Below are 17,124 nucleotides of genomic sequence, written 5' to 3' on the forward strand. Positions count from 1 at the left end.
CTATGGGAGCGAGCTGTACATGAATACTTCGACGAAGCGCGCCCTGATCGTGCGTGGGGGATGGGACGGGCACCAGCCCGTCGAGACCACCGACTCGTTCGTCCCGTTCCTCAAGGAGCACGGGTACGACGTGCGGATCGAGGACACGACGGCGGTCTACGCCGACGCCGGCTACCTGGCCGGCGTCGACGTCGTCGTCCAGACCAACACGATGAACACCATCGACGGCGACGAGCTGCGCGGCCTGATCGCGGCAGTGCGGAACGGCGCGGGGCTGGCGGGGTGGCACGGCGGGATCGCCGACTCCTACCGGAGCAGCTCCGACTACCTCCAGCTGATCGGCGGGCAGTTCGCCACCCACCCGTCGAAGGCTGCCCCGGACGAGCTGGCCGGCGAGGCCGCCGACAACTTCCTGCGGCACACGATCGACATCGTGCCGGAGCGGGCCGACCACCCGATCGTCGCGGGGATCTCCAGCTTCGAGCTCACGACGGAGCAGTACTGGGTGCTGTCCGACGACTACAACGACGTCCTCGCGACCACTACCGTCGCCGCCCGCGACTTCGACGCGTGGCACCGGCCGGTCACGAGCCCTGCCGTCTGGACCCGCCGGTGGGGCCAGGGGCGCGTCTTCGTCTCCACGCCCGGTCACGACCTCGCCACGGTCAGTGACCCGAACGTCCGCACCATCATCGAGAGGGGCATCCTGTGGGCCAGCCGCTGAGAGTGGGGATCGTCGGTCTCGGCGCGATCTCCGGCCAGTACCTTTCCGCGTTCGCGCGGCTCGCGGCGGTGCGGGTCGTCGCGGTCGCCGACCTCGACGCGGCCCGCGCGGAGGCGGTCGCCGCTGAGCAGGGCGCGCGGGCGCTGACGGTCGACGAGCTGGTCTCCGACCCCGAGGTCGACCTCGTCCTCAACCTCACCATCCCCGCCGCCCATGCAGTGATCGCGCTCAAGGCGATCGCCGCGGGCAAGGACGTGTACGGCGAGAAGCCGCTGGCGGCCACGCTCGACGACGCGCGCGCCGTCGTCGAGGCGGGCCGGGCCGCGGGGGTGCGGGTGGGCTGCGCGCCGGACACCGTGCTCGGCACCGGCGTGCAGACGGCGCGGGCGGCCATCGACGGCGGCGCGATCGGTGAGCCGGTCGCCGCCACCGCGACGATGATGACGCCCGGCCACGAGCGCTGGCACCCGAACCCCGACTTCTACTACCAGCCCGGCGGGGGCCCGCTCCTCGACATGGGGCCGTACTACGTGACGACGCTGGTCACGCTGCTCGGCCCGGTCGCGTCGGTAGTCGGCACCGCGAGCCACACCCGCGCCACGCGCACCGTCGGTTCCGGGCCGCGCCAGGGCACCGTCATTCCCGTCGACGTCGACACGCACGTCACCGGGGTGCTCCGGCACGAGTCCGGTGTGCTGTCGACCCTCGTGATGAGCTTCGACTCGGTGGCCACCCGGGCCGCCGAGATCGAGGTCCACGGCCAGGCCGGGTCGCTGATCGTCCCGGACCCCAACAGGTTCGACGGCGACGTGCAGCTCCACGAGCTCGACGGCCACTGGCGGACCCTGCCGCCCAGCGCGGGGTACCGCGACGCGGGCCGCGGCTACGGCGTCGCCGACCTCGCGACCACGCCGCCGGGTGTTCCCGCCCGGGCGAGCGGCGACCTCGCGTACCACGTGCTCGACATCATGACGTCGCTGCTCGCGTCGGCGGGCAGCGGAACGGCCGTGACCGTCGAGAGCACGTGCGACCGCCCCGCACCCGTTCCGCTGTCGGACGCGCCGGGCGGGATCCGCTCGACCTGATCAGGGCTCCCGGCCTGAGCTCTCCCGGAGGACGAGCCGGTGCGGCGCGAGGATCCGGCGCGGCTCGCCGTCGTCCCCGCCGATCCGCCGGACCAGGGCGGCCATCGCGTACCTCGCGACGGCCGCCTTGTCGGGCGAGACGGTGGTGAGGCTGGGCGTGCTGTACCTGCTGTCCTCGATGTCGTCGAACCCCACGACCGCCATCTGCTCCGGCACCGAGATGCCCGCATCGTGGAGCGCGCGCAGCGCACCGAGGGCGAGCAGGTCCGAGAAGCAGAACAGGGCGTCGGGCAGCGTGCGCCCGCGCAGGATGCGCCGCGTCGCCTCGGCCCCGGCGCGCCGGGTGAACGAGTCGACGTAGGCGACGTTCGCCGACGCCCGCGGCGCACCCGCCATCGCCTCCTCGAACCCGCTCAGCCGCAGCGAGCTCGACGACGCCAGGCTGCGCTGCGCGCCGACGGCCACCACACGCTCGCGTCCGGTGGCCAGCAGGTGCCGGACGGCGTCCCGGGCGGCCGCCGAGTTGTCGATCTGGACGTGGTCGAAGCCGGCGTGCGGCTCCTCGCCCAGCAGCACCACCGGGCGCCGCGTCCGGGACGCCCTGGACAGGTCGCCGTCGGTCAGCGCGAGCGGGCTCACGAGCAGTCCGTCGAACACCGCCTTCGTGTCGGCCCGCGCGAGCAGCTCGCGCTCGCGCTCCCGCACGCCGGCGGTCTGCTCGATCATCAGCCTGTACCCGTGGCGCCTGCCCTCCTCGCCGAGCTTGCGGGCGAGCTCCGCGAAGTACGGGTTGTCCAGGTCGGGAAGCACCAGCGCGACCATGCCCGACCGTCCGGACCGCAGCATGCGCCCGACCTCGCTCGGCTGGTAGTCCAGCTGCTCGATCGCGGCGAGCACCCGCTCGCGCGTGCCGGGGGAGACCTGCACGGTGCCGTTGACGACGTTCGACACGGTGCGCGCCGACACGCCCGCGAGGCGTGCGACGTCCTCGCGTCGGCCCACTGCGTGTCGGACCACTGTGCGCCTCCCTTGGCGTCCCTCCTGCGACCGGTACTTCACCTGCGTCGCGGCAAGCGTAGGTCCCGCACGGGCGGGCCGCCGAGGGTAATTCGGGTGGGCGGACGGCGAGCGCACATCAGACGACGGGCGTCCGCCGGGGTACCGTCTGCTCCATGCGTCTGGGCGTTCTCGATATCGGGTCCAACACAGGACATCTGCTGGTGGTCGACGCCCATGGTGGCGCGGCACCGCTCCCTGCCTCCTCGTACAAGGAGCCGCTGCGGCTCGCCGAGCACCTGGATGACGACGGCGCCGTCAGCCCGGCCGGTGTCGAGGCCCTCGTGGAGTTCACCGCGGAGGCCGTGCGCGTGGCGGAGGACCGGGGCTGCGCCGAGACGCTGGCGTTCGCGACGTCGGCGGTACGCGACGCGGTGAATTCCGAGACGGTGCTCAAGACGGTGCACGAGCGCACCGGGGTGCGGCTCGAGGTGCTGAGCGGCGAGGACGAGGCCCGGCTGACGTTCCTGGCGGTGCGCCGGTGGTTCGGCTGGTCGGCCGGGAGGCTCGCCGTCTTCGACATCGGCGGCGGCTCCCTCGAGATCGCGGGCGGCGCCGACGAGGCGCCGAACGCCGCGTGGTCGCTCCCGCTCGGGGCGGCGCGCCTGGCCCGCACGCACTTCAGGACGGCGCCCGACGCCGAGGCGCTGCGGGCCCTGCGCCGCGACCTCCGCGCCGAGATAGCGCAGAACGCCGGGACGCTCCTGCGGGCCGGACGGCCCGACCGCGCCGCCGCGACGTCCAAGACGTTCCGTTCGCTCGCGCGCATCTGCGGCGCGGCGCCGGCTGCCGAAGGCCCGCTCGTGCGCCGGGTGCTGTCGCTCGACGCGCTGCGGGACCGGATCGACGAGCTGACGCGCACGAGCCTCGACGACCTGGCCCGGCTGCCCGGGGTCTCGCCGAGCCGGGCCCACCAGATAGTGCCCGGCGCGCTCGTCGCGGAGGCGTGCATGGACGTCTTCGACCTGACCGAGCTCGAGATCTGCCCCTGGGCGCTGCGCGAGGGCGTGATCCTGCAGCGGCTCGACCAGATGCCGCACATCGGCGTCGGCTGACCGCTCTCTCGCCGTCGGGCAGCGGGCCGTGAGGAAGAAGCGCCGCGACCGTAACGCCGCGGCTCGCGCGGCGAAACCCGGCTTCGCGAGGCTCGGGGCATGACCCATGTGAAGCCTGCGGACCTCGTGACACGCATGATCGACGCGGGGGAGGCGAAAGTACACCTGAGCGCGAGCTGGTCTGACCCACCCCCGCCGGGCGGATACTGGCGGTATGCCGGTTGTCGCCAGTCCCGTCGAACGCCTGCGTGCCCGGGTGGGCGACGCGCTGTTCGTGCGGGTCGCCGGGCCCGGCGGGTACGAGGCGCGGGACCGGATCCACCTCACGCCCGGACCTCGCTGGTTCCCGCCCGACAGCCCCATCCGGCTGGTCCACGGCGACTCGGCGACGTTCGTCGGCGGGCTGCGGGCGCTGCTGCTGCAGTCGCTGCACCCGCTCGCGATGGCCGGCGTGGCCGGCCACTCCGGCTACCGCGGGGACCCGTGGGGACGCCTCGCGCGCACCTCGACGTTCCTCGGCTACACGACCTTCGCGACGGCGGAGCATGCCCAGGAGATGGTCGACCGCGTGCGCGCCGTCCACGCACGCGTGCGGGGCAAGGCGCCGGACGGCCGCACGTACCGTGCGAGCGACCCGCACCTGCTCACGTGGGTGCACGTCGCGGAGGCCGACTCGTTCCTGACCGCCCACCAGCGCTACGGCGTGCGGCCGCTCGACCCGGCCGAGGCGGACGAGTACGTCGCGCAGTCGGGCCGGGTCGCGCGGGCCCTCGGCGCGGAAGACGTCCCGGAGACGGTGGCCGAGCTGGCCGACCGCCTGGCGTCCTACCGCGGAGAGCTGGAGGCCACGCCCGCGGCGCTCGACACCGCGCGGTTCCTGCTGCGCGAGCCGCCGCTGCCCTGGCCTGCGCGCGCTCCCTACCGCCTGCTCGCGGCGGGGGCCGTGGCGCTGCTGCCCGACTGGGCCCGTACCGAGCTCGGCGTGGACACCCGGTTCAGCCGGGTGCTGGGCGGCCCCGGCGGGGGAGCCGCCGTCCGTGCCGTGCGCTGGGGCATGGACGACGTCTCCCGGCTGGGCCGCCGATGGTGACCCGGGTCAACGCCCGCTAGCCCGGACCGTCAGGCGGGCGGATGTCGGTGTCACGGGCGGCGCCGCAGCGCCAGCAGGGGCCTGTTGGGGTCTCGTTGAGGGCGCCGCACTCCGCGCAGACCTCGGAGAGCCAGCAGGCCGCGTCGCCGCCCTCGGGTCCGCTCGTGGGGCGGGATGGGTCGGGCACGGTCCCTCCTCGTGGTCGACCAGTCGTTCTCGGGTCGATCGTCCCACGGCGTCACCCGAGGGGTCAGAGGTCGGGCCGGTGCAGGTGGGCCGGCGCGAGGTCGAGCCGGCCGCTGAGGCCGCGGCAGAGGTTCTCGACGTCCGGGCTCGCCGCGCAGCCCACCCACAGGGCGAACGGGCCGGCGCACGTGCAGGCGCCGTCGGGCAGCCACTCGTCCGCCCACGCGGAGACGGCGGCGGCGAGCAGCCGGCCGCGACGGGCGCGCGGCGAGCCGGGGGAGCGGCGCAGGACGGTGAGGCTCATCCCCGGCGGGATGTCCCAGCCGGCCGGGTCGACGTCCGGCTGGCCGCCGGTGGCGCCGACCTCCACGAACACCTGGCCATAGGCGCATCGCGGCATGAGCCCGAGCAGCTTCTGAAGCTCGGGGGCGTCGTGGGCGTCGCCCGCGAGGAGCATGTGCAGCGGGTGGTAGCTCTCGGCATCGTGCCAGCTCTCGCCGCCCAGGCCGTAGTTCGTCACGTAGTCCTCCAGGTCAGGTAAGCCTTACCTAACACCAGATCGGCCGCCGGGGCAATGATCGGGCCCTAGGCGACCAGCGGGTACGGCGACTCCCGGCTCACCCGCTGGAACTGGCGGTAGAAGTCCCCGATGACCGCGGCGACCGGCGCGTGCTTGACCAGGAGTGCCGCGACGGCCGGTGGCGCTCCCTCCGGCGTCACGCCCTCGGCACAGGAGCGCACGAACTCCCTGCGCTCCTCCGGCCCGTAGCCGTACAGGGCGGCGGCCAGCCAGATCACCAGGTGCGTGAGGGCGAGGTTCCGGTCGTACCCGCGGTGCTCGTCGAAGAAGGCGGTCTCACCCTCGCTGAGCTCGAAGCCGGACGAGATCGCGAGCCCGTAGTCGGCGAAGTAGAGCCGCCTGCCGTCGGTCAGGATGTTCTGGAAGTGGGCGTCGAAGTGCAGCAGCCCGCGGGCGTTCATGAACGAGATGCCGGCTTCCAGCTCGTCCTCCACCATGGCGCAGGCCCGCTCGGCTGTCTCTCCGCCGGCCTCTACCTGGACGCCCAGCCAGTCGTGCAGGTTCTGCGGGATGTACTCAAGGAACAGCATGAGGCTCGCCGAGGACTCCTGCAGTGCCTCTATCCGACGTCGCACCTCCGGTCCGCCTCCCCAGTAGTCGACGGCGCGGTCCACGTCGGCCAGCTCCTCGGGGAGCGGGTGGCCGGCGTCCGGCAGCACCCGCCAGTGGTGCATCAGAGGGAAGCCCTCGTGGTCGCCCGCGATCACCCAGTTCGTCGTCATGATCTGCGCGGCCAGCTCCCGCCAGGCGCCGAACCCCGGCCCGCCGATGGTGCCGACGCCGTAGTGGCAGAAGATCGGCAGCCCGAAGAGATCGGCGGTCGAGCGGACGTTCCCGGGCTGGAGCTCGAGGTCGGTGAGGCGCACCTGCTTGACGAAGACCGGGGTGCCCTCGACGTCCAGCAGGAGCGTCTTGCCGCCGATGCCGGAACCGATGGGCGTCGCGGCGTCCACGAGCTCGCGCAGCCTGCGGTCGCTGCACAGCGACAGCGCCGTGGAAGCGGCTCCGTGGGCGGCCAGCCGGGCGGTGCGGGACATGTCAGGGCCCATCGGCTCTGCCTCGCCCATCAGCTCTGCCTCGTTCGTCAACTCTGCCTCGGTCTTCAACGCTGCCTCCAGCCGGTGCCCGCCGCTCGTGCCGCCGCTTCGGCAGGCACCGTGACAGGACCGCCGACCAGCCTCTCACGCAGGGGCGACGGCAATATCCGGCCGTGTCAGGACTTTCCGTCCGACGGCGACCGCCCCCGCCGCCAGCAGGCTCTACGCCCGCCCGACGGCGCCGTCGTCGACCACGTCGTCGATCAAGGCCGACAGCACTATCGCCACGGGACCGGCGGCCGCCCCATCGCCGTGCGCCTGCGCGGGCGAGAATGAGGCCATGGACGATGCGATCCTCCGCGCCATCGATGCCGTGACCATCCCCGTGCCCGACCTCGACGCGGGCCTTGCGTTCTACCGCGATCGGCTCGGCCACCGGTTGCTGTGGCGGAACGACGCTGTCGGCCAGGCAGGGCTCGCTTTGCCCGACGGCGACAGCGAGCTGGTGCTCACCACGCGGCAGGCGTACGAGCCGGACTGGCTCGTGACCTCCGTGCCCGATGCCGTGGTCGCGCTGGTCGCTGCCGGGGGCTCAGTGATCACGGAACCCGTGGAGATTCCGGTGGGTCGCGTGGCGGTCGTCGCCGACCCGTTCGGCAACGCACTCGTGCTGGTCGACCTCTCGAAGGGCCGGTACGGCGACGTGCCGACGGAGAGCTAGCCACAACACGTCATCTCCGTGACAGGCTGGTCCTGGTCAGGTCCGCTGCACAGGAAGCTCGAATCCGGCAGGGCGGTCAGCAGGTGGCTCAGCTGGGATCAGAGAGCGCAGGATCGGGACGACGCCCATCTCGCCGAGCGTCCCGGTGACCTCGTTCGCCACTGCAATCAACTCGGGCGGGGCATGTCCCATCGCGACACCGCGATGGGCCCAGCTGAGCATCGCGAGGTCGTTGAGGCCATCGCCGACCGCGATCGTGTGCTCGGGTGCGATGCCGAGGCGCTCGCGAACAGCCTCCAGGGCGGTTGCCTTGGAGAGTCCGGCCGGGGTGACGTCGATCCAGTCCGGAGTGCCACCGGACGTCGCGGTTACACCGAGTGCGCTCAGATGGTCGAGCAGGCTCTGCACATCTGGACCACGCAGGAACACCCGTGGTGTGGGCGACCTCCACAGTTCAGTGGCGCTGACAACGCGCTGGCGTCCGTTGACGACCTCGTCAGGGACGCGGATGTTGGTGCGGTAGCCCCAGCCGATCTCTTCCACTCCGATCTGTACGCGGGGGTAACGCTCGCGCACGAGGCGAGCGACCGGTTCGACATCGAATGTCTTTGCTTCTACCACCGCGTATCCCCCCGGCGCCGCGGCGTCGAGACGTGCGGTAATGGCGCCGTTGGCCGCGACGACCCACCCGTGGATGAGGCCCAGGTCGCGTGCGATGGGTAGGACGCCGGTCAAGGACCGGCCGGACGCGAGCACGACGTGGTGCCCTGCTGAGGCGACCGCTTTGACGGCGGCCCTTGTCTCGCGCGGGACCTCTTGGTCGCCCCAGGTGAGCGTGCCGTCGATATCGAGCGCGATCAAGGTGCACGTCGGTAGCGGAGTGCTCACGGTCGGAACGTTAGCGGGCTCCGGTGCTCCGCCCGCGGTGATCGAACTGCTGCACAGGTAGCAGTTCTGCACCTGTCACCCAAGCGCGGCCGATGGCAGAGGCAGCGTCATTCCTACGCAGTTGGCCTCGTCCACAGCTGGACCGACTCGCGCAGAGATTTTCTGACGACCTCAGGCGGTACCGACCCGTGCTCGACGGCATAGGCAGCCTGCAGCAGTTCTCTCGTGTCGATGACAAGCCCGTCGAGCGCGGTGAACTGCGCCAGCTCAAGGTCTGGGTTGGGGAACGCAGGTCCGCGCTGGTCTGGCGGAGTGTTGCGCTCGGGGTTGACCACGTGCCACAACTTGTCTGGCAGTCGGCCGTGGTTGGCGGCAAAGTGCGCTTGAGGATTGCCGGCTACCTGCATGACATCTCCGGCCTTAGCGCCCTTCGTGTACCCCTTGATCTCGACGAGACACGTCCAGCCCTCGATGTCGGGGTCGGTGACGCGAAGATCTTCGAGCTTGGCGCCTTTGGGCCCGGTCTCGTCCCGCACCTCCACCTCGAACCCGAGCGCCTGGAGAGTCTTCTGCACGGCATCCTCGAGCGCTGGGCCGTCTTCGGTCAGCAGCCGCCAGGGTCCGCGTCCTGCCACGGACTTCTGTGCCTCGACCAGGTCCTGCGCATGAAGGTTGCGTCGGTCGAGATCGGCCAGAAGCTCTGCGCGTTCCTGTGCGATCTGCTCAACGCTCTCGTGAGCGGCCAGCAGGGCCGGTGGCGCCCACTCCTGCTTGTCTCGCCACGTGATGCCTGGAGGGAACCGCGAGGGATCCTCGCCTTGAAGCCGCTCGAGCAGCATCCGCAGCCAGCTCTCCGGATGGAGCGTCTCCCTTGGGAGCGCGAGGAGATGGCCCGGACGTCCGGACCTCCGGTGCTCTTGGATTAGCCAGAACGCGAGAACATGTCTTTCAGCTCCGGCTGTCAGGAGCGGCCAGCCTGCCCCGGTGTGACCAGACTTCCCCCGCCCAGGCAACGCCATTTCTCTGCTATAGAGCTCCGCATATCGTCCGCTGAGCCCCGCGTACAGAGACAGATTCTCGGTCCAATACTCGCGAGGAGGAGATCCGAGCGCAGGGAGCACCGTCGTCTCTACGAGACGGCGAACATCCTTCGGAACGTCGTCTGGGACGCTGACCTCCTTGGCTAAGGTCGCGTCCTCGAGGTCTATCCCATCCGTGGATTCGGCACCGAACGTGACCAGGTGCGGAATCTCGAAGGGCCGGGTGTGTGACCCGTAGGCAACGATGAGGTCCCAATCGCTGGGATGGATGTCGTCGCCTGCCGTTACACGCTCGTGCGTCGGTGCGTAGGGCTCCATCGCGGCGTAGACGTGGTCGGGCACGTCTACGAAGAGCACCCGTGGCCGGGGCAGTGGCGTGTTCACGCGGAAAGGCTATCGACGACGGCAGGCATGGTCTCGCCTCACTGGTGTGCTGGCTTTTTCGCTTCCGGGGAATCACCGTCGCTAGAAACGCCGATGACCTCGGTGACGGCCCCGTCGCGGGACAGGAACGCCTCCCGCTTCAAGAGCACCATGACCAGGGCGCCGGCCGCGAACACGTAGTTCTCCCAGGGCTGCCCGTCCGGCCAGGCGGGCCCGTTGAGCTGGAAGTGGAACAGGGCCGCGACGAGGATGCTGCCGCGGGCGGCGTTGAACATCGGAGTCATCAGGACCGAGATCGCCAGCGCGCCGATCATGAACGCGCCGAACGACCAGCCGCTCTGCATGGTCCCGCCGAGCAGGAAGGCCGGCAGGTGCCACAGGCCCCAGAGCGCGCCCAGGATCAGGCTGGCCACGAGCGGGTTGAACCGGCGCTGCAGCATCGGCAGGGCGTAGCCGCGCCAGCCGATCTCCTCGACAGGGCCGAGCAGGAGGACCGGGAGCAGCGCCCCGAAGACCAGGTACCACGGTGAGAACGGGAACTCGGTGACCGTGCCGTTGAACGCGGCGCTCAGGTACTTCCCCGCGGGGATGCCGAGCACCAGGAACAGCCACCATCCGGCGGGCATCCGCCAGAGCGTGAGGCGCCTGAGATAGCCGCGCAGGTCCGCGAGCCCGCCGCGCCGTCCGACGACGACGAGCGCGGCGATCGCCGGGGAGTACACGGCAAGGATGAAGAGCGGGTGCGTGCCGGACGGCGGGCCGAACAACGCTTCCAGCGGCTCTGCGAACAGGAGCAGGAGCGCCAGAGCGCTCCACCCGATCGCGAAGCTGAGCACGAAGAACACGATGAGTGAACGGCTGCCGTGCTCGCTCGACTTCGTCGGGGAGGAGCTCGTGGTTGTCATGGCTCCCAGCCTGGGCGTTCGGACAGACCGGGCACATCGGGACCTTCCCGGGGAACATCCCTGGCCAACCCCTGAGTGTCTCTGCGTGCCGCCCTTGCCTAACCGGTGCGTTCACGGCAGAGTCTGTGGTGACGCACCTCACACCGTCGTGGGGCGCGTCGCCAACGGAGGTGCCCGATGACGACCACCGAGATTGCCACGCTCCGCCGTTCGATCGAGCAGCTGCGCCAGAGTGTCGCCGTGGTGCGCAGCGCGTTCGGCGACGCGCCGGAGGTGCGCCGGCTGGTGAACGACCTCGAGCGGCTGGAGATCGACGCGGCAGAGCTCCTGTCGGCGGAGCCCCTGCGGCAGGTGAGGACCTCGGGGCGCGTGCCGGAGCACGTAGTCGTGCCTGACACACCGCTGGACGAGACGATGTTCAGCGATGCCGACGACGAAGGGCTCGGCGGCTACCACGGCGACCGCTCGTGACGACCACCGCACGCGGCGTCGGTGGGCGCAGGATCGGCGCGCGAGGTGTGGACAGCCCGGGCCGGGCCGCCGTCGAGGCGCGCACGCTGCGGTCCGACCGGTGGTGGCTGCCGCCGATGGCGACCACCGTCGGCATCCTGGTCTTCCTCGTTTACGCCACGGTCCGGGCGTTCCAGCAGCAGTACTTCTTCGCGGACGAGCGCTACCTGACGCCGTTCTACTCGCCCTGCGTCTCGTTCGGGTGCGCGTCGGAGCCGGGCTCGTCGCACTTCGGGATGTTCCTTCCGGACCACCCCCTGCTGCCGTACGCGGCGCTGACCCTGCCGTTCCTGCTGCTGTTCCGGCTGACCTGCTACTACTACCGCAAGGCGTACTACCGGTCGTTCGCGCTGGCCCCCGCGGCGTGCGCGGTGCCGGAGCCGCACGCGACGTACCACGGTGAGACCCGCTTCCCGCTGGTCCTGCAGAACGCCCACCGGTACTTCTTCTACGCCGCGGTGGTCATCTCGGTGATCAACACCTACGACGCGCTCGTCGCGTTCCGGCATCCGACGGACGGGTTCGTCATCGGCGTAGGCAACCTCGTGCTGCTCGTGAACGTGGTGCTGCTGTGGTGCTACACGGCGTCGTGCCACTCGTGCAGGCACGTGATGGGTGGCCGCCTCACGCACTTCTCGAAGCATCCGGTGCGCTACCGGCTCTGGACGTGGGTGTCCGCGCTCAACACGCGGCACGCGCAGTTCGCGTGGACCACTCTCGCCTCGCTGATCCTGACCGACCTGTACGTGGCGCTCGTCGCGAGCGGGACCATCACGGACCTGCGACTCATCGGATAACTGGACAGGAGCCCCGTCTTGACGGAGATCGAACGGCACGAGTACGACGTCCTCGTCATCGGGGCCGGGGGCGCCGGGCTGCGGGCCGCGATCGAGGCGCGGGAACGCGGCCTGCGGACGGCGATCGTCTGCAAGTCGCTGTTCGGCAAGGCGCACACCGTGATGGCCGAGGGCGGGTGCGCCGCTGCCATGGGCAACGTCAACGAGAACGACTCCTGGCAGGTGCACTTCCGCGACACCATGCGCGGCGGCAAGTTCCTCAACAACTGGCGGATGGCGGAGCTGCACGCCAAGGAGGCGCCCGACCGGGTCTGGGAGCTCGAGACCTACGGCGCGCTGTTCGACCGCACCAAGGACGGCCGGATCAGCCAGCGCCACTTCGGCGGGCACACCTACCCGCGCCTCGCGCACGTCGGCGACCGGACCGGGCTGGAGCTGCTGCGCACCATGCAGCAGCGCATCGTCGCGCTCCAGCAGGACGACTTCGCGGAGACCGGCGACTACGAGGCCCGGCTGCGGGTGTTCGCCGAGTGCACGGTCACGGAGCTGCTCAAAGGTTCGGGTCCAGATTCGGACCAAGGGCCCGACGGTGCGATCGCCGGGGCGCTCGGGTACTGGCGCGAGTCGGGGCAGCTCGTCGTGTTCTCGGCGCCAGCCGTGGTGCTCGCCACGGGCGGCATCGGCAAGTCGTTCCAGGTCACGTCGAACTCGTGGGAGTACACGGGCGACGGTCACGCCCTCGCGCTCCGCGCCGGCGCGGACCTCATCGACATGGAGTTCGTCCAGTTCCACCCGACCGGCATGGTCTGGCCGCCCAGCGTCAAGGGCATCCTCGTGACCGAGGGCGTGCGCGGCGACGGCGGGGTGCTCAAGAACTCCGAGGGCAAGCGGTTCATGTTCGAGTACGTGCCCGACGTCTTCAAGGGCCAGTACGCCGACACCGAGGACGAGGCGGACCGCTGGTACGACGACCAGGAGAAGAACCGCCGCACACCCGACCTGCTGCCGCGCGACGAGGTGGCCCGCGCCATCAACACCGAGGTCAAGGAGGGGCGCGGCTCGCCGCACGGGGGTGTCTACCTCGACATCGCGAGCCGCATGCCGGCCGAGGAGATCAAGCGGCGTCTGCCCTCGATGTACCACCAGTTCAAGGAGCTGGCCGACGTCGACATCACCGCCGAGCCGATGGAGGTCGGCCCGACCTGTCACTACGTGATGGGCGGGATCCAGGTCGACCCCGACACCGGGCAGTCCAGCGTTCCGGGACTGTTCGCGGCGGGGGAGTGCGCTGGCGGCATGCACGGCTCGAACCGGCTCGGCGGCAACTCGCTCTCGGACCTGCTGGTGTTCGGCAGGCGTGCGGGGCTCGGCGCGGCCGACTACGTCGTCGGCCTGGAGAGCAGGCCCGCCGTGCGCGCGGCCGACGTCGACGCGGCGGCCGAGATGACGCTCGCCCCGTTCGACCCGCCGTCGGACACCCAGGACGGGACCGGCGGCGCGGGAGCCGAGAACCCGTACACCCTGCACGCCGAGCTGCAGCGGATGATGAACGACCTGGTGGGCATCATCCGCACGGAGTCGGAGGTGGCCGAGGCACAGCGGCGGCTCGGCGAGCTGCGCGCCCGGGTGCGGCAGGTGTTCGTCGAGGGCCACCGGCAGTACAACCCCGGCTGGCACCTGGCGCTCGACCTGCGCAACATGCTCATGGTCAGCGAGGCGGTGGCGGCGTCGGCCCAGCTGCGCACCGAGAGCCGCGGCGGGCACACCCGCGAGGACCATCCGGGGCTCGACGCCGAGTGGCGCCGCCGGGTGCTCGTGACGCGCTGCGCCGACAGCGGCGCGGTGGTGCCGCGCGTCGTCGTCGAGCCCGCCGAACGGGTGCCCATGCGCGAGGACCTGCTCGCGCTCTTCGAGTTCTCCGAGCTCCAGAAGTACTACACGCCGGCCGAGCTGGCCGCGCACCCCGGGCAACGGGCCGATCCAGATCCAGAGCCAGATCCAAGGGGAGGGACCGCATGAGCTACACGGGAACGTTCCGGGTCTGGCGGGGTGACGCCGACGGCGGCGCGCTGGCCGACTTCCACGTCGAGGTCAACGAGGGCGAGGTGGTGCTCGACGTCCTCCACCGGCTGCAGGCCACGCAGACACCCGACCTCGCGGTGCGGTGGAACTGCAAGGCAGGCAAGTGCGGGTCGTGCTCGGCGGAGATCAACGGGAAGCCACGCCTGCTGTGCATGACGCGGATGTCGGTGTTCGAGCGCGACGACGTCGTGACCATCACGCCGATGCGGACGTTCCCGGTGATCCGCGACCTCGTGACCGACGTGTCGTTCAACTACGCGAAGGCGCGCGAGATCCCGTCGTTCACGCCGCCCGCGGACCTGGGGCCTGGCGAGTACCGGATGGCGCAGGTCGACGTCGGGCGCTCGCAGGAGTTCCGCAAGTGCATCGAGTGCTTCCTGTGCCAGGACACCTGCCACGTGGTGCGCGACCACGAGGAGAACAAGGAGTCGTTCGCCGGGCCGCGCTTCCTGATGCGGATCGCCGAGCTGGAGATGCACCCGCTCGACGTCGCCGACCGGGTGCCCGCCGCGCAGGAGGAGCACGGGCTCGGCCGGTGCAACATCACGAAGTGCTGCACCGACGTCTGCCCGGAAGGCATCAAGATCACCGACAACGCGCTGATCCCGATGAAGGAGCGCGTGGCCGACCGGCGGTACGACCCGTTGGTCTGGCTGGGCCGGACGATCTCGCGCAGGCGCGACTGACGGCCAGGTGGTGATCAGTTTTGTCTCGTAACTGTTCAATCAGATATGCTGGCGCGTATGAGCTCGTTGGAGATCACACCCGAGTCGGACGACGAGTGGGAGCAGGTGATCCGCCGTCATCTCGCCGCAGGTGAGCGTGCACACGTGACCTTCGAGCGGCCGTCGATGACGCCGGCCGAGATGGCGGACAGCATTGGCGTCTCGCGGGCGACGATCCAGCGCCGGATCCTCGCGGGTGAGATCCGGTCGGAGCGCCGGGGTAACCGGCACCGCATTCCGCTGCACGAGGTGGAACGGTTCCGCCACGCCTACGTCCGCGAGATGGCGACAGATCTTGCAGCCGACTTCTGAGCACCGCGTCTTCGTCGACGCCAACGTTCTCGCCTCCCCGGTCCCGCGAACCATCCTGTACCTGTCCCAGCCGCTGTCGGACTTCCAGCTCGTCTTCAGTCCGTGGGTCGAGCGGGAGGCGGAACGGCACCAGAAGGCGGGTCACATACCGGTGTCGACCTTGCGACAGCGCTTCGACTGGGAGTTCGTGCCCGATGCTGATGACTTCGACGGGTTGGTCGACACAGACCCGAAGGACCAGCCCGTGCTGGCATCGGCGGTGGAGGCGAAAGCTCGTTACCTGGTGACGGCGAACGTGCGGGACTTCGGAGAGAAGGACCTGGCCGAGCATCGGATGGTCGCTGTGCACCCGGGATTGTTCCTGGCGCATCATGTGTCGGCTCAGAGCTACCGCGAAGTCCTCGAGGCGGTCGGCGAGAAGCGCGGCCGGGAGCCGCGCGATCCGTTGTCCATCCATCAGCAGGAGATCTCGGTCCACCTGCCCGCCCTCTTCGATGCCTACCGGGATCTGTTCGGCCATGCCACGCCTGATACCAGTCATGGGCCGCCGATGCTGTCCTTCCGGGGCACGCGATGTGTGGAGTGCTATCGCGTTCTTCGCGAGGACCTGCAGCGTGATCCGGGCCTGTGCCAGCGGTGCGGGGCCGACACGGCTCGTAGATGAGCCGGCCGGCGTCCGCACTTCGCTAGCAACCGTTCAGTACCGCGGCAGCGCGTCCGTGAACGCAGGGTCCCGGCGGCGCATGTAGTCGCCGTCGTTCCGCGCGCCGCGGCCTGAGCGCAGGAAACGCTCGTGGAGCTCCTCGACGCGCGCCAGGTCGACGTCTACGCCGAGCCCCGGACCGGTCGGAACGGTCACCGCGCCGTCGACGATCTCGATCCCGCCGTCCGGGACGACGTCGTCGGCCCGGTTCCAGGGGTAGTGCGTGTCGCAGGCGTAGGCGAGGTTGGGGATCGCCGCGGCCACGTGCGTCATGGCCGCGAGCGAGATGCCGAGGTGCGAGTTCGAGTGCATGGACACGCCCATGCCCGTCGCCTCGCAGATCGCGGCGAGCTCCTTGGTGCGGCGCAGGCCGCCCCAGTAGTGGTGGTCGCTCAGGAGGATCTGGACGGCGTCGCTCCGGACCGCCGGGAGGATGTGCTCGGTCTCGACCACGCACATGTTGGTCGCGAGAGGGAGCCCCGTCTCGGCGTGCACCCGGCTCATCCCGTCGATGCCGAGCACGGGGTCCTCGAGGTATTCGAGGACGCCGTCCAGCCGTCGCGCTACGTCGAGGGCGGTGCTGTGCGACCAGGCTCCGTTCGGGTCGATGCGGAGGGGCAGGCCGGGGAACGCCTCGGCCAGGGCGAGGAGCGAGGCGACCTCGACGTCGGGGTGCAGCGCCCCGGCCTTGAGCTTGATCGACCGGAAGCCGTACTGGTCGATCATCCGCTTGGCCTGCGCCACTATCCCGTCCGGGTCGAGGGCGGGGCCCCACTCGTCGTCATCGGCCCCGATGTGCCCTGCCCACTTGAAGAAGAGGTACGCGCTGTAGTCGACGCTGTCCCGCAGGGCGCCGCCGAGCAGCTCGCTCACCGGACGGCCGAGCAGCTTGCCCTGGGCATCCAGCGCCGCCACCTCGATCGGGGCGAACGTCATGAGGCGGGCCTGCGCGCCGAGGTCGGGCCGCAGCCGCCGCAGCACGGCGTCGACCACGGACTCGATGCGGGACGTCGCGAACACGTCCAGCCCCAGCAGCTCGGCCTCGAGCGCGGGGACGGCGTCGGGGGGCAGCGCGTCGCCGCGTCCCTCGCCCCACGCGACGACGTCGCCGATCTCGAGCCGCACGACCGTGCGCAGCGCCAGCGGCTCGTGCACCCCCGCGGCATTCAGCAGCGGCGGGTCGGAGAACGCGAGGGGGTAGACGGTGAAGCCCGTGATCCGGCCGTCGATGAAGGTCATCTTGC

General features: G+C 70.7%; 19 protein-coding genes. 11 read left to right on the forward strand and 8 right to left on the reverse strand.

Annotation, left to right across the window (positions count from 1 at the left end; translation table 11 throughout):
- Window positions 1-19: 19 nt before the first annotated feature.
- Together AB0F70_RS13765 and AB0F70_RS13770 are read left to right on the forward strand one after the other, a co-directional pair.
- On the forward strand, window positions 20-724 hold the full coding sequence (locus AB0F70_RS13765; RefSeq protein WP_357448808.1) for a ThuA domain-containing protein: 705 nt from the start codon (window positions 20-22) through the stop codon (window positions 722-724).
- Window positions 709-1,809, forward strand: a complete 1,101-nt coding sequence (locus AB0F70_RS13770; protein WP_357448810.1) for a Gfo/Idh/MocA family oxidoreductase — start codon at window positions 709-711, stop codon at window positions 1,807-1,809. The genes AB0F70_RS13765 and AB0F70_RS13770 overlap by 16 nt, the downstream gene beginning before the upstream one ends.
- On the opposite strand, the gene AB0F70_RS13775 is transcribed toward AB0F70_RS13770, so the two are convergent.
- On the reverse strand, window positions 1,810-2,826 hold the full coding sequence (locus AB0F70_RS13775; RefSeq protein ID WP_357448812.1) for a LacI family DNA-binding transcriptional regulator: 1,017 nt from the start codon (window positions 2,824-2,826) through the stop codon (window positions 1,810-1,812).
- A gap of 155 nt (window positions 2,827-2,981) precedes the next feature.
- Here AB0F70_RS13775 and AB0F70_RS13780 point away from each other — a divergent pair, with 155 nt between their 5' ends.
- Together AB0F70_RS13780 and AB0F70_RS13785 are read left to right on the forward strand one after the other, a co-directional pair.
- On the forward strand, window positions 2,982-3,920 hold the full coding sequence (locus AB0F70_RS13780) for a Ppx/GppA phosphatase family protein (RefSeq protein ID WP_357448814.1): 939 nt from the start codon (window positions 2,982-2,984) through the stop codon (window positions 3,918-3,920).
- A 214-nt stretch (window positions 3,921-4,134) separates the two neighbouring features.
- Window positions 4,135-5,010, forward strand: a complete 876-nt coding sequence (locus AB0F70_RS13785; RefSeq protein WP_357448816.1) for an oxygenase MpaB family protein — start codon at window positions 4,135-4,137, stop codon at window positions 5,008-5,010.
- A gap of 16 nt (window positions 5,011-5,026) precedes the next feature.
- Here the strand turns inward: AB0F70_RS13785 and AB0F70_RS13790 are convergent, their stop codons facing one another.
- The 3 genes from AB0F70_RS13790 to AB0F70_RS13800 all read right to left on the reverse strand — a co-directional run bounded on the left by AB0F70_RS13790 (window position 5,027) and on the right by AB0F70_RS13800 (window position 6,882).
- Entirely contained in the window at window positions 5,027-5,197 is a 171-nt protein-coding gene (locus AB0F70_RS13790) for a hypothetical protein (RefSeq protein WP_357448818.1), read from the reverse strand.
- A gap of 63 nt (window positions 5,198-5,260) precedes the next feature.
- Complete coding sequence (locus tag AB0F70_RS13795) at window positions 5,261-5,716, reverse strand: hypothetical protein (protein WP_357448820.1); 456 nt, start codon at window positions 5,714-5,716, stop codon at window positions 5,261-5,263.
- 65 nt (window positions 5,717-5,781) lie between these two features.
- A complete protein-coding gene (locus tag AB0F70_RS13800; RefSeq protein WP_357448822.1) occupies window positions 5,782-6,882 on the reverse strand; it encodes a protein kinase family protein in 1,101 nt (366 codons plus the stop codon).
- Window positions 6,883-7,153: 271 nt separating this feature from the next.
- Between AB0F70_RS13800 and AB0F70_RS13805 the strand changes: the two genes are divergently transcribed.
- Window positions 7,154-7,534 carry a VOC family protein gene (locus AB0F70_RS13805; RefSeq protein WP_357448824.1) on the forward strand — a complete coding sequence of 127 codons (381 nt, stop codon included), beginning with the start codon at window positions 7,154-7,156 and terminating at the stop codon, window positions 7,532-7,534.
- Between the two features lie 36 nt (window positions 7,535-7,570).
- Here the strand turns inward: AB0F70_RS13805 and AB0F70_RS13810 are convergent, their stop codons facing one another.
- From AB0F70_RS13810 to AB0F70_RS13820, 3 genes are all read right to left on the reverse strand, one after another.
- Entirely contained in the window at window positions 7,571-8,395 is an 825-nt protein-coding gene (locus AB0F70_RS13810) for an HAD family hydrolase (RefSeq protein ID WP_357448827.1), read from the reverse strand.
- Window positions 8,396-8,535: 140 nt separating this feature from the next.
- Complete coding sequence (locus AB0F70_RS13815) at window positions 8,536-9,846, reverse strand: hypothetical protein (RefSeq protein WP_357448829.1); 1,311 nt, start codon at window positions 9,844-9,846, stop codon at window positions 8,536-8,538.
- 38 nt (window positions 9,847-9,884) lie between these two features.
- Window positions 9,885-10,751: a type II CAAX endopeptidase family protein gene (locus AB0F70_RS13820; RefSeq protein WP_357448831.1), complete on the reverse strand. Its 867-nt coding sequence runs from the start codon at window positions 10,749-10,751 to the stop codon at window positions 9,885-9,887.
- Between the two features lie 177 nt (window positions 10,752-10,928).
- Here AB0F70_RS13820 and AB0F70_RS13825 point away from each other — a divergent pair, with 177 nt between their 5' ends.
- The 6 genes from AB0F70_RS13825 to AB0F70_RS13850 are packed head-to-tail and all read left to right on the forward strand — an operon-like array spanning window position 10,929 to window position 15,841.
- The gene (locus tag AB0F70_RS13825; protein ID WP_357448834.1) at window positions 10,929-11,222 is read left to right on the forward strand and encodes a hypothetical protein; all 294 of its coding nucleotides are present in this window, start codon (window positions 10,929-10,931) and stop codon (window positions 11,220-11,222) included.
- The gene (locus AB0F70_RS13830) at window positions 11,219-12,058 is read left to right on the forward strand and encodes a hypothetical protein (protein WP_357448836.1); all 840 of its coding nucleotides are present in this window, start codon (window positions 11,219-11,221) and stop codon (window positions 12,056-12,058) included. The genes AB0F70_RS13825 and AB0F70_RS13830 overlap by 4 nt, the downstream gene beginning before the upstream one ends.
- Window positions 12,059-12,076: 18 nt before the next feature.
- The gene (locus AB0F70_RS13835) at window positions 12,077-14,077 is read left to right on the forward strand and encodes a fumarate reductase/succinate dehydrogenase flavoprotein subunit (RefSeq protein WP_357448838.1); all 2,001 of its coding nucleotides are present in this window, start codon (window positions 12,077-12,079) and stop codon (window positions 14,075-14,077) included.
- The gene (locus tag AB0F70_RS13840; protein ID WP_357448841.1) at window positions 14,074-14,826 is read left to right on the forward strand and encodes a succinate dehydrogenase/fumarate reductase iron-sulfur subunit; all 753 of its coding nucleotides are present in this window, start codon (window positions 14,074-14,076) and stop codon (window positions 14,824-14,826) included. The genes AB0F70_RS13835 and AB0F70_RS13840 overlap by 4 nt, the downstream gene beginning before the upstream one ends.
- Window positions 14,827-14,883: 57 nt before the next feature.
- Window positions 14,884-15,177: a helix-turn-helix domain-containing protein gene (locus AB0F70_RS13845; RefSeq protein ID WP_357448843.1), complete on the forward strand. Its 294-nt coding sequence runs from the start codon at window positions 14,884-14,886 to the stop codon at window positions 15,175-15,177.
- Window positions 15,161-15,841 carry a PIN domain-containing protein gene (locus AB0F70_RS13850; protein ID WP_357448845.1) on the forward strand — a complete coding sequence of 227 codons (681 nt, stop codon included), beginning with the start codon at window positions 15,161-15,163 and terminating at the stop codon, window positions 15,839-15,841. The genes AB0F70_RS13845 and AB0F70_RS13850 overlap by 17 nt, the downstream gene beginning before the upstream one ends.
- 33 nt (window positions 15,842-15,874) lie before the next feature.
- Here the strand turns inward: AB0F70_RS13850 and AB0F70_RS13855 are convergent, their stop codons facing one another.
- Window positions 15,875-17,119 (reverse strand): enolase C-terminal domain-like protein, encoded by a 1,245-nt coding sequence (locus tag AB0F70_RS13855; protein ID WP_357448847.1) that lies wholly within the window; start codon window positions 17,117-17,119, stop codon window positions 15,875-15,877.
- Window positions 17,120-17,124: the final 5 nt, after the last annotated feature.

Origin of the sequence: Promicromonospora sp. NPDC023805 (assembly GCF_040639635.1) — a bacterium.
Lineage (GTDB): Bacteria > Actinomycetota > Actinomycetes > Actinomycetales > Cellulomonadaceae > Promicromonospora.

Coding starts and splice junctions, on each gene's coding strand:
- AB0F70_RS13780 (WP_357448814.1), top strand. CDS start 2,982: ATGCGTCTGGGCGTTCTCGATATCGGGTCCAACACAGGACATCTGCTG.
- AB0F70_RS13765 (WP_357448808.1), top strand. CDS start 20: ATGAATACTTCGACGAAGCGCGCCCTGATCGTGCGTGGGGGATGGGAC.
- AB0F70_RS13845 (WP_357448843.1), top strand. CDS start 14,884: ATGAGCTCGTTGGAGATCACACCCGAGTCGGACGACGAGTGGGAGCAG.
- AB0F70_RS13855 (WP_357448847.1), bottom strand. CDS start 17,119: ATGACCTTCATCGACGGCCGGATCACGGGCTTCACCGTCTACCCCCTC.
- AB0F70_RS13785 (WP_357448816.1), top strand. CDS start 4,135: ATGCCGGTTGTCGCCAGTCCCGTCGAACGCCTGCGTGCCCGGGTGGGC.
- AB0F70_RS13820 (WP_357448831.1), bottom strand. CDS start 10,751: ATGACAACCACGAGCTCCTCCCCGACGAAGTCGAGCGAGCACGGCAGC.
- AB0F70_RS13805 (WP_357448824.1), top strand. CDS start 7,154: ATGGACGATGCGATCCTCCGCGCCATCGATGCCGTGACCATCCCCGTG.
- AB0F70_RS13840 (WP_357448841.1), top strand. CDS start 14,074: ATGAGCTACACGGGAACGTTCCGGGTCTGGCGGGGTGACGCCGACGGC.
- AB0F70_RS13825 (WP_357448834.1), top strand. CDS start 10,929: ATGACGACCACCGAGATTGCCACGCTCCGCCGTTCGATCGAGCAGCTG.